We start from the raw sequence: 18,797 nt of genomic DNA, 5'->3' as shown, positions 1-18,797 counted from the left end.
GCTTTTGTTGTTTATAAATGTTTTTCAGCTAAAAAAAAATCAACAGATTAAATTCAACTAAAGAGGATTAGTTTTTTTAATATTAAAAACTATCTTTGCACGATGAAAAAAAGTAGGTGTTTTTATGCACTATTAATTTTTTTCAACTACATATTTTGCTAAACATTAAATAGTTAAGAATGTCAAACGTTACAGGTAAAGTTTCCCAAATTATCGGCCCTGTTGTAGATGTGGAATTTGCAAGCATTGCAGATCTTCCAAAAATTTATGATTCATTAGAAATCACTAGAGCAGACGGAAGTCTTCTGGTACTTGAGGTGCAATCACACGTAGGTGAGAACACAGTTAGAACTATCGCTATGGATTCTGCAGATGGTTTGAGCAGAGGTACAGATGTAGTTGCTACAGGAGCTCCTATTCAAATGCCTATAGGTGATGATATATATGGGAGATTATTTAATGTGATAGGTGATGCTATAGACGGTATAGGAAATCTTCCTAAATCTGGAAATGCAGGACTTCCTATTCACCGTGAAGCACCAAAATTTGAAGATTTATCAACTTCTACAGAAGTTTTATTTACAGGTATTAAAGTAATTGACTTAATTGAACCTTACGCAAAAGGTGGTAAAATTGGTCTTTTTGGAGGTGCTGGTGTAGGTAAAACAGTATTGATTCAAGAGTTGATTAACAATATTGCAAAAGGTCACGGTGGTCTTTCTGTATTTGCCGGAGTAGGTGAGCGTACTCGTGAGGGTAACGATTTACTACGTGAGATGTTAGAGTCTGGTATTATTAAATACGGTGATGCTTTTATGCACTCTATGGAAGAAGGCGGTTGGGATCTAAGTAAAGTAGATAAAGAAGCTATGAAAGGCTCTAAAGCTACTTTCGTATTTGGTCAGATGAATGAGCCTCCAGGGGCGCGTGCACGTGTGGCACTTTCAGGATTAACCATTGCAGAATATTTCCGTGATGGAGCAGGAGAAGGTCAGGGTAAAGACGTTCTTTTCTTCGTAGATAACATTTTCCGTTTTACTCAAGCAGGTTCAGAAGTATCTGCACTTTTAGGACGTATGCCATCAGCGGTAGGTTACCAGCCTACACTTGCAACAGAGATGGGTGCGATGCAAGAGCGTATTACTTCTACAAAAAGAGGTTCTATTACATCTGTACAGGCAGTATATGTACCTGCAGATGACCTTACAGACCCTGCACCGGCGACAACCTTTGCTCACTTAGATGCTACAACAGTACTTTCTCGTAAGATTGCAGAATTAGGTATTTATCCTGCAGTTGATCCATTAGATTCAACTTCTCGTATTTTATCTGCAGCTATCTTAGGTGATGAGCATTACAACTGTGCTCAGAATGTAAAAGAGTTATTACAGCGTTATAAAGAACTTCAGGATATTATTGCCATCTTAGGTATGGAAGAACTTTCTGAAGAAGATAAATTAGCTGTTGGTCGTGCACGTCGCGTACAACGTTTCTTATCTCAACCGTTCCACGTTGCAGAGCAGTTTACAGGTATCCCAGGAGTTTTAGTTGATATTAAAGAAACTATTAAAGGATTTAATATGATTATGGATGGTGAATTAGACCACCTTCCGGAAGCAGCTTTTAACCTTAAAGGTACTATTGAAGAGGCTATTGAAGCTGGAGAGAAAATGCTTTCTGAAGCATAAAAATAAGTAGGCAGTTTTCGGGTAGCGGTTTAACAACTGCAAACTGTAACTGTAAACTGAAAACTAGAAGATATGCATTTAGAAATTGTAAGTCCAGAGGCTACTTTATATAGCGGTGAAGCAACGTCAGTAACACTTCCGGGTGTAGATGGCGGGTTTCAGATTTTAGATAATCACGCGCCTATAGTTGCTCTTTTAGAAAAAGGAGTAGTTAAAGTTAAAGGAGCTATACTTTCAGAAAAAGCAAAAAAGCGTTTTACAGTAGGAAAAGAGGCGGGAGAATTTGTTCTTGCAATCAATTCAGGGACTGTAGAGATGAAAGATAATAAAGTAATTGTATTGGCAGATTAATCACTGCTAAACTACATAATGCAAAAGCGCTTAATCTAGTTGATTAAGCGCTTTTTTTTATGATTACGTTTATTGAGTTTTAAAGAGTACTCAAATTTTTATACTATTGCTTGGCTAACCACGCTTCGCGTGCAATTACAGCCTCTTTTTTAGCCTTTTGTTTAAGAGTTATAAAATAGGTAGGGTCTGCCGAAAGTGTTGCCTTTGTAGTCTTTAAATCACCAAATCGAGTAAATTCAATATTCAAATGGTCTCCTACTTTTTTAGATGCTAATAGGGTGTTGAAGTTCTCTATACTGGTAAAAGGAGTTTCATCTATAGATGTTATAAGATCACCTTTATCAAGATCGGCTTTATATGCCGGGCTCCCTTTAAATGTGTTTCTGGTAATTTCTAAGCCAGTTTCTGTTTCTTTAAACGAAGCGCCAAAATACGGCTTGTTAGCATCCTGTTCAAGATTAAGTCCTACTTGTTCAAATAATCCGGCATAATTAGGAATCTCACTGTTGTAGATGTAGTTGCTAAAAAAGTTTTGGGCGAAAGTATCACCGGCATAATCGACCAGTGTAGTTTCAATATCAGCAACGGTATACGCCACTTCAGTTTTACCGAAACGATTCCACATCAGTTGCATAAAATCATCCAGGTTTAAGTCTTTTTCGCGTAAGCTTAAATCCAAAGCCAGACCTAAAACACTTCCGTAGGAATAATAGGAAATAAACATATTCTCACGGTTTACAGGGTCAACCGAAGTTGCGGCATCTACAAAAGGCGCCTGATTGCTCATCTCAATGGGGTTGAAATACTGCAATGCAGGAGAGTTCCAAACATAATTAAACGTGCCATTAAGACCTTCAACATATTCTTCTGCTGTAATAACACCTGCACGTTCTAAAATCAGATTTGTGTAGTAGCTGGTAAACCCTTCGGCAAACCAAAGATTGTTGCTCATATTGGCTTTATCGAACTGAAACGGTTCCAAGTCCGCCGGGCGAATGCGCTCCACATTCCAGCTGTGAAAATATTCGTGAGATACGGTGCCAATATTGCCCTTCATTCCACCATTGGCAAGCGTTTCAGTATCAGTAAGAATGGTGCTGTTGCGGTGTTCCATTCCGTCACCGGAAACATTAGGCATATAACACGCTAAAAACGTATATTCGCCATAATCGTATTTTGGCAACTCCCCAAAAACCGCTTGTTCCTGCAACACAATTTTTTGAACTTTATCCCAGTATTCATCAAATTCAGCTTCGGTTCCGGGATCGTGTAAAACGAATCTTATATTCTGACCGTCTACCTTAAATTCACGCAGTTTATAGTCGCTTATTTCTGTGGGGCTGTCCATAAAATAGTACAGATTTGGTGACGTGTAGGTAGTACCTTCTTTAAGTTTTAGTTGTGTTGCAACTTTCCAGTTTAAGTCTTCACGAGCATTAAAGGTGATTTCTATAGGGCGTTCCTGTAATGATTCAGCGTACATAAATGTAGCGGGCATATTAAGGTGCGCATGGGTTTCATCAACTTGAGAATACGTGCCGCCTCCCCGATTGGCAAAAAGAATATATTCCACATTTATAGTCCCGTCTGTATTGGTGATTTCCCAGCTGTAGGGATCATTTCGATGTATTTCTAAAGTTTCGCCCGCCCCGTTTGTAGCTTTAAATCCGTAGACATTTTTGGCAAATTCGTGAATGGCATAGCGTCCTGGTGAAGACCTACTCATTTGTACGCGCAGCGTTTTAGATTTTACCTGTGGAAAGGTAACCTGTACCACGGCCTCGTGGTGCACGGCATTGTCAAAAGAAATGGTATAGGTGTTAGTTTGTGCCTGAAGTGAAAGGCTTATAAGAAGGAAGGCAATCCAAAGTTTCATAAAGTACTATTTGCATTAAAAATAATTAAACAAATGCAAATGGATACTAGAAACCTGCCTATTTCTGTTCCTATCCTTTGGAGGGATAAGGTAAGGAAAAGGCTAGAATATCTCCAGGCTGACAATCTAATGCTTCACAAATGGCTTCTAAAGTTGAAAAACGTACCGCCTTCGCCTTACCCGACTTTAGTATGGAAAGGTTTGCCTCCGTAATACCTACGATTTCCGCCAGCTCTTTACTCTTCATATTGCGGTCTGCCAATACCTGGTCTAAGTTGATGATGATAGGCATAGCTAAACGGTTAAATCGTTTTCTTGTTTTAAAAGTTCACCTGTTTTTAATATTTCAGAAAAACTATATATCCCATAACCTATGATCGTTATAAAAATGCTTGAAACACTATTTGTGAAGATCTTAGAAGCATCTATAGAATAGATGAAGTTTAATTGAAAAAGGAGATAGCCAAAACCGTATAAGCCAATAGCCGTGCCAGCATACTTAAAGTTCATAGTGCTTCTAGAATTAAAACCACCAAAGACAATTATAGCTTTCAATGCAAATAAAATGTAAACGAGTCCTAGAATTAGAACGGTAAATAGGACAGGGTAAATAAATTGGGTGTAATAACCCAGAATTGTATTTTGATTTGCCACTTCAAATGTAGATTTCATATTTATAGAGTAAAAAAAATCTGTTACTATAGATATTGAAATTAGGATAGTGATTGCCAATAAGATCCAATACAAGATTTTAATTTTTTTCATATCAATAGTTTTAAACAGTTAAATCGTTTTCTTCTTTCAGTTTTAACGCTCTTGCAAACGCATCACTAAGTAGTAAAAACAGTACACCTACGATTAAAAGAAATAAAAGAAGGTTGAAATTTGAAGTTCCAAAAGTGATACTGAATTTATTCTTAACCGTAAGCAAGGAATAGATTCCTATAAAAATGAATGAACCCAATGCGCAAGCCGTAAAAAACTGTCCGGCTTTTTTAGTCCGAACAATAACTTCTTTTGAGAAGAGCTTGTTTTTAAGCAGCAAGCCGGCAAACTTTCTTAAATGGTAAAAACCTGTAAAGAATAGAAGAAATAAAGCAAAAAAGAGGATCAAAAATACGAGCGCTTTTCCTCCAAAACCATCTTCAATAAACGGAATATTTACATTAATAATGGTCTGTTCCGGGAAAATAAGGATATATAAAATAGTTCCCGGAAAAAAGACCACAATGGGGATCATCAGAAAAAATGCCAGATCGATGAGCAATTTAAAGAGTTTGTTTAAGTGCATTTTTCTAGATATGGGTTACACCAATACTTATCTTATCGGCAAAAAAGGCCATAAGCGTTACAATAAATAAGGCCACAATGGCAATAACAAAAAGTACATTTTTAGTTTTCATAATTTTAAATATTATCGTTTTACGATAACAAATATAGTTTAATTATTGAAAAACAATAATTTTAATAGAAATATTTTTCATTCCTGCGTTTCGAAGAGGTCAGATGAGGACGTATCTTTGCTCAATGCTTCCCAAAAAATTACAGACAAAACTTGATCAACGCAACGCAGCTAATGCGTTACGCAAATTGGGTTCTTCTACTTTGGAGGGCCTGAGAAAGGATGTCGATTTTTCATCTAACGATTATTTGGGTTTTTCAAAAAGCGAGAGTATTTTCTTTCGCGCAAGCGAAATTTTAGAAGAACAAAACCTACAACAAAATGGTGCAACCGGTTCGCGTTTACTTTCCGGCAATCATAAAATTTACGATCTGGCAGAAGCGTTTATTGCAAAAACACATCAGGTTGAAGCAGCATTGATTTTCAATTCGGGTTACGATGCCAATGTGGGTTTTTTTAGCAGTGTGCCACAACGCGGCGATGTGATTTTGTATGACGAATTCATTCACGCCAGTATACGCGACGGTATCCAAATGAGTCATGCAAAAGCGTATAAGTTTAAGCATAATGATTTACAGGATTTTGAGCGGCTTCTAGCTAAACAGGATAAGATGCTGAAACAAGTTCAGCATGACGTGCATGTCATTTACGTAGTAACCGAATCGGTTTTTTCTATGGATGGCGATAGTCCAGATCTAAAAGCAATGACTGATTTATGTGAAAAGTACGGAGCTTATTTTGTGGTCGACGAGGCACATGCGTTAGGTGTTTTTGATACAGGATTGATTGATAAATTGGCTCTCGGGCACCGAGTTGCAAGGTTGGTGACTTTTGGTAAAGCGATGGGCTGTCACGGAGCAGCAGTTTTAGGTTCAGAAGATTTGAAAAGTTATCTTATTAATTTTGCCCGAAGTTTAATTTATACCACGGGTTTGCCACCGCATAGTGTAGCAACCATCTTAGCATCTTATAAACAGCTTACAAATGTCACCCCGAGCGTAGAAGAGGGGCTTTCCGATGAGGTGAAAAAGCTCAATGATAACATTCAGTTCTTTCGGGATAAAGTCAAAAATAAAAACCTTCAAGCGTATTTTATCCCGAGCGATTCGGCAATACAATCTGCAGTAATTCCTGGTAACGATACCGTCAAAATGATTTCGCTTCAGCTTAAAGAATCTGGTTATGAGGTTAAAGCGATTCTTTCGCCTACAGTACCTGCAGGACAGGAACGCTTGCGGTTTTGTTTACACAGCTACAACACACAACAAGAGCTTAAAAATGTACTTGAGCGGCTTGCAAAATCTTTACATACATTCTCTATAGATTAAGCTTGCGGTAGTACCTTTGCAGTATTATGGCAAAACAAACTTTTTTTATAACCGGGATTTCAACTGAAGTAGGGAAAACATTGGCTTCGGCGATTGTAACTGAGGCTTTAGAAGCAGATTATTGGAAGCCCATTCAGGCGGGAGATTTGGAACATTCTGATACGCACAAAGTCAAAGACTTTATCTCAAACAGCAAGACGCAATTTCATCCAAATGCCTTCAGCTTAAAAACGCCTATGAGTCCGCATGCAGCAGCAGCGATTGATGGTGTTCAAATCATTTCTGCAGAGGTAAAACGACCCGAAACTAAAAACAATCTGGTCATTGAAGGAGCGGGAGGTCTTTTGGTTCCTATAAGTGATACCGAAACGATTCTAGATTTAATTAAACCGCAAGATTTAGTAATCGTAGTTTCGCGTCATTATTTAGGAAGCATCAATCATACATTGCTCACAATCGATAAACTGAAACAAGCCGGGAAAACCATTTTCGGAATTCTTTTTAGCGGAGCTGAACATCCCACCACAGAGGCTGTAATTGCAAAAATGAGCGGCGTTAAGATTATTGGCCGTATTGATGAAGAGCCCTATTTTGATAAGATGGTGGTTAAAGAATATGCTGATCTTTTGAGAGATAATTTTAAGAGTTAATCGTCACCCTGAACTTGTTTCAGGGTCTCAAAAACTAGTTAGAATTAAGTCTTACTTTTTATAGTTTTTACCTATGCAAAATAGTTATGTTTATATTATAACTAATTCTTATAGAACAACTTTTTATGTTGGTTTGACTTCAGATCTAAATCGGCGTATTTTAGACCATCTAGACAACAAGGGATCTAAATTTACTTCGAAATATAATCTACGTGATTTAATTTATTTTGAAGGGTTCACAAGCATTGACCAAGCAATTTTAAGAGAAAAGCAATTAAAGAACTGGAGGAAGAGTTGGAAGTTAAATTTAATTAAGGAGAAGAATCCAACACTTCAAACATTGAACATTTTTGAGTAAGGAAATCATCTTATTGAAATGTGATGCTGAAACAAGTTCAGCATGACGTTAAATAATAAAAGCGAAATATTTTGAATCTAACTGAACGCGATAAAAAACACATTTGGCATCCGCTAACGCAGCATAAACTACATCCGGAAGCAAAACCTATTGTCAAGGCAAAAGGAGCTTTGCTTTATGATGAGGACGGAAATGAATATGTAGATGCAATTTCTTCCTGGTATACTGCCATGTACGGGCATTGCAACGATTTTATTATCGACCACGCCTATAAACAAATGCAGCAGCTCGATCAGATTATTTTTAGTGGTTTTACACACGAGCCGGCAGTAGTTCTTTCTGAAAAATTGATGGCTATATTGCCTAGCAATCAGGCGAAATTGATGTTTAACGACAACGGCTCAACTGCTACAGAAATCGGTATTAAAATGGCGTTGCAGTATCATCATAATAAAGGTGCTGATCGCAAAACACTTTTGGCATTTCAAGAGGGTTTTCACGGGGATACCCTGGGTGCAATGTCTGTAAGCGGATTATCTGTTTACAATGGTCCGTTTGAAGAATTTTTTATTGATGTAAAACGCATTCCATTGCCTAATGGCGAAAATATCAACAATGTACTTCAAGCCATAGATGCTTTTCACAAGGAAACTCCATTAGCCGGATTTATTTATGAGCCTTTAGTGCAAGGTGCTGCGGGGATGAAAATGTATCAGCCTGAACATTTGGAACCTGTTTTAAAAAAATGTAAAGACCTTGGTATTATTACCGTGGCTGATGAGGTCATGACCGGCTTCGGTAAAACCGGAAGCTTTTTTGCTTCAGACTACATCAGCATTAAACCCGATGTGATGTGTTTGTCAAAAGCTTTAACCGCCGGTTTGGTTCCTATGGGGATAACCACCTGTACTCAGGAAATTTACGATGCCTTTTACGATGATGATATAAGTAAAGGGTTGTTTCACGCGCATACCTATTCGGCTAATCCCATCGCATGTGCCACAGCAATTGCCGGGATAGAATTATTGCAGTCGGAAGAAATTCAAGCAAACATTAAACAAATTACGAGTTGGCATCAGCAATTTGCTGAAGAATTAAAAGACCATCCTAAAGTACGTGTTACGCGACAACAAGGTGTGATTTTTGCTCTAGAATTAGCAATTGAGATGGAACGTTACGGCAACCTGCGCTACCGCATCTATGAGGCGTGTATGAATGAAGGCGTGTATTTGCGACCACTTGGCGCTACTATTTATATTCTAGCACCCTTTATTACTACTCGGGAGCAAATGGAAAAAGTGTATAGTGCGATCAGGAAGGTTTTAGATACTTTTTAGTAATCTCCAGCTTTTAGTTGACTTTTATTTAGATTTATAACCTCGCCAGTATTTTCAAGAGTTACTTGAAAAATCTCATAGAGTATTTCATCATCCTCGCCAGCAGATTTAAGTTCTACTAAAGCTTCTCCTTTAGGGCCTTTTATTGGGAATGATGCTTCTGCGGTTTTATCGCCGTTATTGTAATTTACTTTATAACTGCCAAAGCCATTTTTCTCTATGGGTTCTCCTAGGGCTTCAATTACTGCAGGGTTATTCTGTACAATTTCTAGAGCCTCGTCACCGCCGCTGCTATTTTGTACTTTATTAACAAAGCCAAAGATTGCTCCTCCTATTAGAAGAATTCCGCCAATAATTATGGTAAAACACCCACCTACGGGTACGACCCATTTCCAGTTGCGAGACCACCAGCTGCGTTCTTCTTTTACTAATTCGTTCATTGATTTTTGTAGTTGATTGATTCTACGAATCTAAGTAAATCTTTTAAAACTTGATTTTTTGATGTTCTCATTAACTGATATAGTAATTTTGCGATGTATAAAAAATCAGTTTTTAAATACTGATTTTGTCAAAAATAAATCCAGTTGAAACACATAGTTGCACTAACCGGAATTTCTGCTATATCTGCTTCGGGAGAAGATACGTTTCTGCGCAATGGCTTAGCAAATCATAATTTATCTTTTGATGAAGGTCTTGACGCCTGGGTAGGTAAACTGCCTAAAGAGATTCAGTTTAAAATTGAAAAAATACGAAAGGAAAACCGCAATTATCAGGCGCTCGATCCTTCAGTATTGTATGCGATGTATGTATCTCGTAAAGCGGTTGCACAAGCCGGCTGGACTTACGGCAGTAAATTTGGTATTAATATAGGTTCGTCACGCGGAGCTACTCAGCTTTTTGAAGGGTATTATGAGGCATTCACCAAATCGGGAAAAACCGAAACCCTGGCGTCACCCACAACCACTTTAGGAAATATCTCTTCCTGGGTTGCTCAGGATTTACAAAATGATGGCCCCGATATTTCACATTCTATCACCTGTTCTACTGCATTGCATTCTTTGCTTAATGGGGTTGCCTGGTTACAGTCGAGTATGTGTGATAAATTCTTAGTAGGTGGTAGTGAGGCTGCGTTAACACCATTTACTATAGCACAAATGCGGGCGATGAAAACCTATAGTCGAGCAGATAAAGAGGCTTCTTATCCGTGCCGTGCGTTGGATTTTAATAAAACTGAAAATACAATGGTTTTAGGAGAAGGGGCAGCATCAGTGTGCCTGGAGTTAGGAACTCGTGAGCACGCACTGGCATATGTAGTAGGTGTAGGTTATGCAACCGAATCCTTGAAGCATGCTGTTTCTATTTCGGCGGAAGCCACATGTTTTCAAAAGTCTATGAAGATGGCAGTAGAAGATGCTCTTGGCACTGGTGATAGTGTAAGGATTGACACTATCGAGGAAATGATGGGGGCTATAGATGCGATTGTGATGCACGCTCCCGGAACTCTATTAGGAGACAGCAGTGAGTTTAAGGCGGTACAGGCACTATTTGGAGATAATCTTCCGTTATTAACAACCAATAAATGGAAGATAGGCCACACCTTTGGTGCCAGTGGGTTATTAAGTCTTGATCTGGCTGTAAAAATGCTGCAATATCAACAGTATGAGGAAGTGCCCTTTATTTCGCCGCAGGCAAAACAGAAAGAGATTAAGAATATATTAGTAAATGCTGTGGGTTTTGGCGGTAATGCTGTTAGTATTTTGTTACGCAAAGCCTAGCTTTTTCACATTTATAAACAACAGATTTAGTATTTTTGAAACACTTTCAAGAGCTATAAAATCTACTTTGGTAGAAAAGATAAATTCTTTTACTGTCAAGGATTTAAAATGAAACAGATGAAACATAACTGGACTCGCGAGGAAATCCTCGATATCTATAATAAACCTTTAATGGAATTGCTTTATGAAGCTGCGACAACACATCGCTTGCATCACGATCCCAATACCGTACAGGTTTCTACATTATTATCAATTAAAACAGGTGGTTGCCCCGAAGATTGTGGGTACTGCCCGCAAGCTGCGAGATATCATACAGATATTAAAGGCAATGATTTAATGGGAGTTCAGCAGGTAAAAGCACAGGCTTTACGTGCTAAAGCTGCAGGAAGTTCGCGCGTTTGTATGGGTGCTGCCTGGAGAAACGTAAAGGATGGTGAAGAGTTTGATCAGGTATTAGAAATGGTACGTACCATTAACAAACTGGATATGGAAGTATGTTGTACGCTAGGTATGATTACCGAAAATCAGGCGCAACGTCTGGCTGAAGCGGGTTTATATGCTTATAATCACAACTTAGATACTTCTGAAGATTATTATAAAGATGTGATCTCAACACGTGCTTTTCAAGATCGATTAGATACGATAGGAAATGTACGCAAGACCAATGTTACGGTTTGTAGCGGTGGTATTATTGGGATGGGAGAAAAAGTAGAAGATAGAGCTGGTATGCTCGTTGCTCTTGCGACTTTAGACCCACAGCCAGAAAGTGTGCCTATAAATGCATTAGTAGCGGTAGAAGGCACCCCAATGGAAGATATTGAGCCTATTTCTATATGGGAAATGGTGCGTATGGTAGCAACTACTCGTATTGTAATGCCACAAACACAAGTACGACTAAGTGCAGGACGTACGCAAATGAGCAGAGAAGGGCAGGCAATGTGTTTCTTTGCGGGAGCAAATTCGATTTTTGCAGGAGATAAGTTGTTAACTACACCTAATCCTGATGTAAATGAAGATATGAAGATGTTTGAATTGTTAGGCTTAAATCCGCAGGCACCTTTTGTAAAAAAGGCAAAACCAGAAACTGTAGAAGCTCAAGACTCTAAACATATGCCTACCGGTGAAAAGCCAAAATGGTCTAGACCGGGTCATACGATACCTCGTAATGAAGAAGCAAAGGCAAAAGCTAAAGCTTAATCCTAATACTTATATACTTGAAGCTTACCGAAATAAATAGGGTAAAAACAATTACTAAAGCAGAATTGATTAAAAATTATTTGAAACCACAAAAACCAGTGGTAATCGAAAATTTAATTGAAGATTGGCCTGCTTTTGATAAATGGGATCTTGACTACATTAAAGATGTAGCCGGTGATAAGGAAGTGCCATTATATGATGATAGGCCGGTTACTCACGAAGACGGCTTTAACCAGGCCCACGCAAAAATGAAGATGGCAGATTATATAGATTTGCTAAAAAAAGAGCCTACGACCTATCGTATTTTCTTATATAATATTATGAAAGAAGTTCCTTCGCTTAAAAAGGACTTCAATTTTCCAAAAATAGGATTGCATTTAATCAAGCAAATACCTATGGTATTCTTCGGTGGTGAAAACTCACGGGTTTTTATGCATCACGATATAGATTGGGCAAATATTTTGCATTTTCATTTCCACGGAAAAAAACAGGTGGTTTTATTCCCTCCGGAGCAGACTAGAAATTTATACAAAGTTCCGCACTCGTTAATAACCAGAGAAGATATTGATTTTGATAATCCGGATTTTGATAAATTTCCGGTTTTAAAAAAAGCAGAAGGCTTTATCTGCGAACTTAACCACGGGGAAACTCTATACATGCCTGAAGGATACTGGCATTATATGAAGTATGTAACGCCTGGTTTTAGCATGAGTTTACGTTCGCTACCTAGAAAGCCTAAACATCTGTTACGCGCCGTTTATAATGTCTTTATAATGCGTCATTTTGATGGCTTAATGCGACGTAGAAAAGGACAGGCATGGATCGATGAGAAAAACGAACGTGCGATTACCGAAACCCATACGGCACACGGTATTTAAATGAGTTTCTGATTCTGAAGTTTGCTTAAAAGTTGGTGAATCTTGCTGCGATGGTTCTCTACGTAAAAGCACTAAAATTTATTTCTTAGTCCTAAGAATATAAAACTGTTAGTAAAAGAAAACTAAGGTATTAATTCTTTAGACTTCTCGTAAATCCAGTCTCCTGGCCAGCCACGGTAGAATAAGTAATCGGCTAGTTTTTTTCGTTTTTTGTATTTATCTTTTTCCGTTAATTGGTTAAAGCGTTTTTGAGCTAGTAGATCAAAAGTTTCTAGATATTCAGAATCTGGAATTTCGGTGAAAGCTTTTTTGATAATATAATCGCCTATTTCGCGCTGTTTTAATTCTTGTTTAATGCGGTTTTTACCCCATTGCTTATGACGAAATTTTCCACGGGCAAAACTGCGTGCGAAGCGTTCTTCATCTAAAAATTTGTGCTGTAAAAGATGATAAATTATTGCATCTATAGCATCTGGAATCATTTGCATTTGAAGCAGTTTCTCACGCACTTCTTTATGGCAGCGATCTTGATAAGCGCAATAAGCTTCAAGCTTTCGCTTTGCTTCTTCTAGCGTATAGGTTTTTACAGGTTGTTGCATTAAAATTAAAATAAGCCAAAGATATAAAACAAAAAACCCCCACCGTTTGCACGATGAGGGTTATTTCAGTTATCTAATTTCTTTCCCGTCTTTATCTGTAAAACGGTACTCAAGATACGTGTAAGCATCTCTGGGCATTATTTTTACCCATTTTTTATGTTCTATAAACCATTTAGAACGTACTGATGGGAAGCCTTTTGTCAAGAAGGCCTCTATAAAAGGATGCGTATGTAACGTAATCTTTTTATAGTCTTTTTTGAATAATTTTATTAAGTCTGCTTGTATGCGACTTACAACACTAATAGGTGCTTCAATTTCACCATCTCCATTAGGATCTTTCTCCCGGGTCTTTATGTTCATTTCAGGTCGTACACGTTGACGTGTAATCTGAATAAGTCCAAATTTACTGGGGGGTAAAATTTTATGCTTTGCACGGTCATCGCTCATTTCATCACGTAGATGATTAAAAAGTGTTTTACGATTTTCGGCTTTACCCATATCTATAAAATCTACTACTATAATACCGCCCATATCGCGTAGACGCAATTGGCGTGCAATCTCAGTTGCAGCGATCATATTTACTTCCAAAGCTGTTTCTTCCTGACTTTTAGCTTTATTAGATCGGTTACCACTATTTACATCTATAACATGTAAAGCTTCAGTGTGTTCGATAACTAAATAAGCCCCACGACTCATCGATACAGTCTTCCCAAAGGAAGTTTTAATTTGTCGTTCAATGCCATGTTTTTCAAAAACAGGTACATTACTCTGGTGTAGTTTTACGATATTTTCTTTATTAGGTGCAATCTCTTGCAGATATTCTTTAATTTGATAATACAATGTCTCGTCATCTACACATATTGCAGTGAAGGTGTCGTTAAACAAGTCTCTTAACATAGAAGAGGCTCTGTTCATCTCACCTAAAACTTTACTGGGTAAATGGGCATTGTGTAATTTTTTACACATGGCAGTCCAACGGTCTACCAGGTTTTGTAGATCTTTATCTAACTCTGCAACCATTTTTCCTTCAGCGACAGTACGCACAATTACGCCAAAACCTTTGGGTCGTATACTCTGCATGAGGCGTTTAAGGCGTGCTTTTTCTTCTTTAGATTCTATTTTTTGCGAAATAGAAATACGATCAGAAAAAGGAACTAAAACCACATATCTCCCGGCAATAGATAGCTCACTGCTTATTCTTGGGCCCTTTGTAGAAATGGGTTCTTTAACTACCTGTACGAGAATAGATTGATTAGATTTTATAGCGTCTGCTATTTTACCGTTTTTATCAATGTCTTTTTCTGTAGGAAAGTTTTTTAAGGAGTAATCCTTGAGTTTACCTGTGCTTACACGTTTTACAAATTTCAAAAGAGTGGGAAGCTGCGGTCCTAAATCGTGATAGTGCAAAAATGCATCTTTCTCGTAGCCTACATTGACAAATGCGGCATTAAGACCAGAAACCGTCTTGCGTATTTTAGAGATAAAAATATCTCCTACCGCAAACTGGTTATCTTCCTCATCCTTATGTAATTCTATTAGTTTACCATCTTTTAAAAGGGCAAAATCAACTGAAGTGGAACTGGATCTAATGATTAATTCATTATTCACGCTTCATTAAATTATATCCACAGCATTAGCCTGATATACAGGTATTTGCTGCAAAAAGATTAAACATTTTTTTTCACAGGATTTTGTAAACGTTAGAAGTTTTACGCAGCAAATTGTGCGAAGACTCCAGATGTCAATGAACATGTGTTATTATAACAAACGCTATAATAACAGAAAAAGTAGTACTAGACTACTTTTTCTTTTTGTGACGGTTAGCGCGACGACGTTTTTTACGTTTGTGCGTTGCTACCTTGTGTCTTTTTCTTTTTTTACCACTTGGCATAAGAGCTCGGTTTAATAATTAATAGTTAGTTTTCGTCTACTGATACGTTTGACTTAACACCTTCTACAAAAACCTTAGCAGGTTTAAACGCAGGTATGTTATGTGCGGGTATCTTAATAGTAGTATTCTTAGAAATGTTACGGCCGGTTTTCTCAGCACGCGTTTTGATAATAAAACTTCCAAAACCTCTTAAGTAAACATTGTCTCCACTTTCCAGAGAGTTCTTCACTTCGGTCATAAATGTTTCAACAGTTGCCTGAACATCATTTTTCTCAATTCCTAATTTCTCGGAAATCTTAGCAACAATATCTGCTTTTGTCATTATTTATTGTTTTAGGGGGTTAAAAATTTTCAAGGGTGCAAATATACACATTAATAAATCAATATTTCAAGCGTAAAAGATTAAAATATAACTACATAAACGGCTAAATTGAACAAAAGGTATTTTTTGTGTTAAATTTCTCTAAAAAACTAATTGACTGGTACTTACAAAATAAAAGAGCGCTTCCTTGGAGGTCTACAAGCGACCCGTATTACATTTGGCTTTCAGAAATCATACTTCAGCAAACACGTGTTGAGCAGGGAACTCCTTATTATTTTAAGTTTATAACGGCATTTCCTGATATAAAATCACTCGCTGATGCAGACGAAGATGTGGTTTTAAAATTATGGCAAGGTCTGGGCTACTACTCTAGAGCTCGTAATTTGCATGCTACTGCAAAAAAAGTAGCTTATGATTTAGACGGTATCTTCCCGACTACCTATTCTGAAATCATAAAATTAAAGGGTGTGGGTGATTATACCGCCAGTGCGATTGCTTCTATATGTTTTAATGAAGTTAGAGCTGTTGTAGATGGTAATGTATATAGAGTACTTTCTCGAGTTTTTGGTATTGAAACTCCTATAGATTCTACATCTGGTAAAAAAGAGTTTAAAGAGTTGGCTCAAAAACTGATTGATATCAATGATCCAGCAACCTTTAATCAGGCGATTATGGAGTTTGGTGCAACGCAGTGTAAGCCTAAGAATCCGTATTGTTTGCATTGCCCTTTTATTAGAGAATGTGTCGCGTTTCAGCAGGGTAAAATAGAGCGTCTTCCTTATAAAGAAGGAAAAATAAAAGTGCGGGACCGGTTTTTTAATTATTTAATATTCATTACACGAGACGGCAAAACTGTACTAGGTAAGCGGGAAGAAAAGGGTATCTGGCAGGGCTTGTTTGACTTTCCCTTACTGGAATCTGAAACAGATCTTGATTTAAATACGTTCCGCGAATGCGTGAAAGGCTTTTCTATTAAAGGTACAGATGAACCAATTCTCTTTGACAATTTAGAAGTAGAGTCTATTAAACCAGGTCAGACTGAGCCTATTGTTCATAAGTTGTCACATCAAAAGCTGCACGTTAAGTTTTGGATTGCTAAGGTCGTAGAAGCTAAGGGTCTTCAAACTATACCATTTACAAGCTTTAGTGAGTTTGCAGTGCCTAGAGTTATTGATCGTTTTATGGAAACTTTTGATTTTGAGGAACATTAATAGGGAAACACCTTAAAATCTATGTGATTTATGGCAAAGGCTTAACGTGTTTTTAGTTGAGCAACTACTTAATTTTAGTTACTTTTGATCTTTCAAATTAAGATTATGTCAGGTACATTAAATAAAGTAATGTTAATAGGTCACACCGGAGACGATGTTAAAATGCACTATTTTGAAGGTGGTGGCAGTATAGGGCGTTTTCCGCTTGCTACTAACGAGACGTATACAAATAAAACTTCGGGTGAGCGTGTAAGCTCTACCGAATGGCATAATGTGGTTGTGCGTAATAAAGGTGCCGAGATTTGTGAAAAATACTTGAAGAAAGGCGATAAGGTATATATAGAAGGGCGTATTAAAACCCGTAAATGGCAGGATGAGTCTGGTATTGAACGTTACAGTACAGAAATACAGTGTACAGACTTTACATTTTTAACGCCTAAAGATAATGGAGGTATGGATTCTTCTGCATCTCAACCGACTCAAAGTAGACCTGCAGTAGCGGCTAAAACGAAAGCGGCACCATCTCCTGTAACTCCTGCAATTGAAGAGGAAGAAGATGATCTACCTTTTTAAATAGTATAAACTAAACACCATCATTTAATTGGATCCTGACCCCCCAAGTTTGCTACTCATTCAACAAAGCTTTTCAATAACCACGGTTATAGAAATTATAGCGGTGCTTATCTTGCTGGTTTTTTCAGCTTTAATTAGCGGTACTGAGGTTGCTTTTTTTTCACTTACTCCTTCAGATTTAGAGCTAGATCCCGATAAGCAATCTAGAAAAGAAAGCATTGTTGCGGGATTATTAGAAAAGCCAAAAAAACTTCTTGCAACAATACTGGTTGCAAATAACTTTATAAATATTGCTATTGTTTTAATATTTACAGGTCTTGGAGAGACGTTATTCTCGGGTCTTGATGGCTTAAAGGTTTGGGTGGTAGATCTTAGATTTTTAGTAGAAGTTTTAGGAATTACCTTTCTTATACTTATGTTTGGTGAGATCTTGCCTAAAGTTTACGCCAGTAGAAATAAGGTAAAGTTTTCTGGCCAAATGGCATATCCTATGCTGGTTTTAGATTTTATCATTACACCCTTAAGTATGCCTATGCGTTCTATAACGCTATTGCTTCAGGATCGCCTGGGCAAGCAAAAGGCTAATATAAGTATAGATCAATTAGGGCAGGCATTAGAGTTAACCAGTGAAGAAGATACCTCTTTAGAAGAGCAAAAAATTTTAAAAGGTATAGTGAGTTTTGGTAATACAGATACCAAGCAGGTGATGAAACCTAGAATGGATGTATTTGCGCTTAATGAAGAGTCATCCTACTCAACTATTATTCCTTTAATAATTGAGAATGGGTATTCACGTATTCCTGTTTATGCAGATAATGTAGATAATATATCTGGGATTCTCTATGTTAAAGATTTGCTTCCGCATATAGATAAAGAAGAATTTGAGTGGACTTCTCTTTTAAGAGACCCTTACTTTGTGCCCGAAAATAAAAAGCTAGATGATCTTTTAAACGAATTTAAAGAGAAGCGAATACACCTTGCAATTGTTGTAGATGAATATGGCGGTACAAGTGGTTTAATCTCTATGGAAGATATCATAGAAGAGATTGTGGGTGATATTAGCGACGAGTTTGACGATGAAGATATTATCTTCTCTAAGCTAGATGACAATAATTATATTTTTGAAGGAAAGACATCGCTTAAAGATTTTTACAAAGTTCTGCGAATGGATGATCCTTCGTCATTTGAAGAAAATAAAGGGGAGGCTGAAACGCTAGCCGGATTTCTTTTAGAGATTTCTAAAGGTTTTCCGCGGAAAAACGAAATACTAAATTTTGAGCACTATGCGTTTACTATAGAGGCTATAGATCAAAAGCGTATTAAGCAAATTAAACTTACAATTAGAGACACCGAATAAAGGC

20 protein-coding genes are annotated in these 18,797 nt (G+C 37.5%); 12 read left to right on the top strand and 8 right to left on the bottom strand.

The genetic code is table 11. From position 1 onward, the window contains the following. Nucleotides 1–179 precede the first annotated feature (179 nt). A complete protein-coding gene (atpD, locus tag P164_RS13705; RefSeq protein ID WP_028376902.1) occupies nt 180–1,688 on the top strand; it encodes a F0F1 ATP synthase subunit beta in 1,509 nt (502 codons plus the stop codon). A gap of 72 nt (nt 1,689–1,760) precedes the next feature. Then, on the top strand, nt 1,761–2,039 hold the full coding sequence (locus tag P164_RS13700) for a F0F1 ATP synthase subunit epsilon (protein ID WP_028376901.1): 279 nt from the start codon (nt 1,761–1,763) through the stop codon (nt 2,037–2,039). 103 nt (nt 2,040–2,142) lie between these two features. On the opposite strand, the gene P164_RS13695 is transcribed toward P164_RS13700, so the two are convergent. The 4 genes from P164_RS13695 to P164_RS13680 all read right to left on the bottom strand — a co-directional run bounded on the left by P164_RS13695 (nt 2,143) and on the right by P164_RS13680 (nt 5,206). After that, the gene (locus P164_RS13695) at nt 2,143–3,915 is read right to left on the bottom strand and encodes a M61 family metallopeptidase (protein WP_028376900.1); all 1,773 of its coding nucleotides are present in this window, start codon (nt 3,913–3,915) and stop codon (nt 2,143–2,145) included. A gap of 70 nt (nt 3,916–3,985) precedes the next feature. Beyond that, complete coding sequence (locus P164_RS13690; RefSeq protein WP_028376899.1) at nt 3,986–4,207, bottom strand: helix-turn-helix domain-containing protein; 222 nt, start codon at nt 4,205–4,207, stop codon at nt 3,986–3,988. Between the two features lie 2 nt (nt 4,208–4,209). Continuing rightward, complete coding sequence (locus tag P164_RS13685; RefSeq protein ID WP_028376898.1) at nt 4,210–4,680, bottom strand: hypothetical protein; 471 nt, start codon at nt 4,678–4,680, stop codon at nt 4,210–4,212. Between the two features lie 10 nt (nt 4,681–4,690). Next, a complete protein-coding gene (locus tag P164_RS13680; protein ID WP_028376897.1) occupies nt 4,691–5,206 on the bottom strand; it encodes a DUF2975 domain-containing protein in 516 nt (171 codons plus the stop codon). 236 nt (nt 5,207–5,442) lie between these two features. Here P164_RS13680 and P164_RS13675 point away from each other — a divergent pair, with 236 nt between their 5' ends. The 4 genes from P164_RS13675 to bioA all read left to right on the top strand — a co-directional run bounded on the left by P164_RS13675 (nt 5,443) and on the right by bioA (nt 8,990). Continuing rightward, the gene (locus tag P164_RS13675; RefSeq protein ID WP_028376896.1) at nt 5,443–6,645 is read left to right on the top strand and encodes an aminotransferase class I/II-fold pyridoxal phosphate-dependent enzyme; all 1,203 of its coding nucleotides are present in this window, start codon (nt 5,443–5,445) and stop codon (nt 6,643–6,645) included. 26 nt (nt 6,646–6,671) lie between these two features. After that, nucleotides 6,672–7,295 carry a dethiobiotin synthase gene (gene bioD / locus P164_RS13670; protein WP_028376895.1) on the top strand — a complete coding sequence of 208 codons (624 nt, stop codon included), beginning with the start codon at nt 6,672–6,674 and terminating at the stop codon, nt 7,293–7,295. 73 nt (nt 7,296–7,368) lie between these two features. Next, a complete protein-coding gene (locus tag P164_RS13665) occupies nt 7,369–7,653 on the top strand; it encodes a GIY-YIG nuclease family protein (protein WP_028376894.1) in 285 nt (94 codons plus the stop codon). A 71-nt stretch (nt 7,654–7,724) separates the two neighbouring features. Beyond that, a complete protein-coding gene (gene bioA, locus P164_RS13660) occupies nt 7,725–8,990 on the top strand; it encodes an adenosylmethionine--8-amino-7-oxononanoate transaminase (protein WP_028376893.1) in 1,266 nt (421 codons plus the stop codon). Here the strand turns inward: bioA and P164_RS13655 are convergent. Next, entirely contained in the window at nt 8,987–9,430 is a 444-nt protein-coding gene (locus P164_RS13655) for a cytochrome c oxidase assembly factor Coa1 family protein (RefSeq protein ID WP_028376892.1), read from the bottom strand. The genes bioA and P164_RS13655 overlap by 4 nt on opposite strands. A gap of 144 nt (nt 9,431–9,574) precedes the next feature. Here P164_RS13655 and P164_RS13650 point away from each other — a divergent pair, with 144 nt between their 5' ends. From P164_RS13650 to P164_RS13640, 3 genes are all read left to right on the top strand, one after another. Continuing rightward, complete coding sequence (locus P164_RS13650; protein WP_035899855.1) at nt 9,575–10,765, top strand: beta-ketoacyl synthase N-terminal-like domain-containing protein; 1,191 nt, start codon at nt 9,575–9,577, stop codon at nt 10,763–10,765. 108 nt (nt 10,766–10,873) lie between these two features. Then, nucleotides 10,874–11,962 (top strand): biotin synthase BioB, encoded by a 1,089-nt coding sequence (bioB, locus tag P164_RS13645; RefSeq protein WP_028376890.1) that lies wholly within the window; start codon nt 10,874–10,876, stop codon nt 11,960–11,962. A 17-nt stretch (nt 11,963–11,979) separates the two neighbouring features. After that, complete coding sequence (locus tag P164_RS13640) at nt 11,980–12,840, top strand: cupin-like domain-containing protein (RefSeq protein WP_035899853.1); 861 nt, start codon at nt 11,980–11,982, stop codon at nt 12,838–12,840. A 122-nt stretch (nt 12,841–12,962) separates the two neighbouring features. On the opposite strand, the gene P164_RS13635 is transcribed toward P164_RS13640, so the two are convergent. The 3 genes from P164_RS13635 to P164_RS13625 form a co-directional block, all read right to left on the bottom strand. Then, nucleotides 12,963–13,439 (bottom strand): regulatory protein RecX, encoded by a 477-nt coding sequence (locus P164_RS13635; RefSeq protein ID WP_028376888.1) that lies wholly within the window; start codon nt 13,437–13,439, stop codon nt 12,963–12,965. Between the two features lie 69 nt (nt 13,440–13,508). Next, the gene (locus P164_RS13630) at nt 13,509–15,047 is read right to left on the bottom strand and encodes a ribonuclease E/G (protein ID WP_028376887.1); all 1,539 of its coding nucleotides are present in this window, start codon (nt 15,045–15,047) and stop codon (nt 13,509–13,511) included. A 308-nt stretch (nt 15,048–15,355) separates the two neighbouring features. Next, complete coding sequence (locus P164_RS13625) at nt 15,356–15,652, bottom strand: HU family DNA-binding protein (RefSeq protein ID WP_028376886.1); 297 nt, start codon at nt 15,650–15,652, stop codon at nt 15,356–15,358. A 128-nt stretch (nt 15,653–15,780) separates the two neighbouring features. Between P164_RS13625 and mutY the strand changes: the two genes are divergently transcribed. The 3 genes from mutY to P164_RS13610 all read left to right on the top strand — a co-directional run bounded on the left by mutY (nt 15,781) and on the right by P164_RS13610 (nt 18,793). After that, nucleotides 15,781–16,863 carry an A/G-specific adenine glycosylase gene (mutY, locus tag P164_RS13620; protein ID WP_035899851.1) on the top strand — a complete coding sequence of 361 codons (1,083 nt, stop codon included), beginning with the start codon at nt 15,781–15,783 and terminating at the stop codon, nt 16,861–16,863. Nucleotides 16,864–16,968: 105 nt separating this feature from the next. Next, a complete protein-coding gene (locus P164_RS13615; RefSeq protein WP_028376884.1) occupies nt 16,969–17,436 on the top strand; it encodes a single-stranded DNA-binding protein in 468 nt (155 codons plus the stop codon). Between the two features lie 28 nt (nt 17,437–17,464). Beyond that, nucleotides 17,465–18,793, top strand: coding sequence for a gliding motility-associated protein GldE (locus P164_RS13610; protein WP_028376883.1), 1,329 nt, complete (start codon nt 17,465–17,467; stop codon nt 18,791–18,793). Nucleotides 18,794–18,797 lie beyond the last annotated feature (4 nt).

This window comes from Leeuwenhoekiella sp. MAR_2009_132 (genome assembly GCF_000687915.1).
In the GTDB taxonomy this organism is placed as follows: Bacteria; Bacteroidota; Bacteroidia; order Flavobacteriales; family Flavobacteriaceae; genus Leeuwenhoekiella.
Note: the sequence above shows the minus strand (reverse complement) of the source record. Positions and strands in the feature narration are given on the sequence as shown.

What these genes read in the sequence shown, in the direction of transcription:
- atpD (WP_028376902.1), top strand. Translation starts at nt 180, where the DNA reads ATGTCAAACGTTACAGGTAAAGTTTCCCAAATTATCGGCCCTGTTGTA.
- P164_RS13700 (WP_028376901.1), top strand. Translation starts at nt 1,761, where the DNA reads ATGCATTTAGAAATTGTAAGTCCAGAGGCTACTTTATATAGCGGTGAA.
- P164_RS13695 (WP_028376900.1), bottom strand. Translation starts at nt 3,915, where the DNA reads ATGAAACTTTGGATTGCCTTCCTTCTTATAAGCCTTTCACTTCAGGCA.
- P164_RS13690 (WP_028376899.1), bottom strand. Translation starts at nt 4,207, where the DNA reads ATGCCTATCATCATCAACTTAGACCAGGTATTGGCAGACCGCAATATG.
- P164_RS13685 (WP_028376898.1), bottom strand. Translation starts at nt 4,680, where the DNA reads ATGAAAAAAATTAAAATCTTGTATTGGATCTTATTGGCAATCACTATC.
- P164_RS13680 (WP_028376897.1), bottom strand. Translation starts at nt 5,206, where the DNA reads ATGCACTTAAACAAACTCTTTAAATTGCTCATCGATCTGGCATTTTTT.
- P164_RS13675 (WP_028376896.1), top strand. Translation starts at nt 5,443, where the DNA reads ATGCTTCCCAAAAAATTACAGACAAAACTTGATCAACGCAACGCAGCT.
- bioD (WP_028376895.1), top strand. Translation starts at nt 6,672, where the DNA reads ATGGCAAAACAAACTTTTTTTATAACCGGGATTTCAACTGAAGTAGGG.
- P164_RS13665 (WP_028376894.1), top strand. Translation starts at nt 7,369, where the DNA reads ATGCAAAATAGTTATGTTTATATTATAACTAATTCTTATAGAACAACT.
- P164_RS13655 (WP_028376892.1), bottom strand. Translation starts at nt 9,430, where the DNA reads ATGAACGAATTAGTAAAAGAAGAACGCAGCTGGTGGTCTCGCAACTGG.
- bioB (WP_028376890.1), top strand. Translation starts at nt 10,874, where the DNA reads ATGAAACAGATGAAACATAACTGGACTCGCGAGGAAATCCTCGATATC.
- P164_RS13635 (WP_028376888.1), bottom strand. Translation starts at nt 13,439, where the DNA reads ATGCAACAACCTGTAAAAACCTATACGCTAGAAGAAGCAAAGCGAAAG.
- P164_RS13625 (WP_028376886.1), bottom strand. Translation starts at nt 15,652, where the DNA reads ATGACAAAAGCAGATATTGTTGCTAAGATTTCCGAGAAATTAGGAATT.
- P164_RS13615 (WP_028376884.1), top strand. Translation starts at nt 16,969, where the DNA reads ATGTCAGGTACATTAAATAAAGTAATGTTAATAGGTCACACCGGAGAC.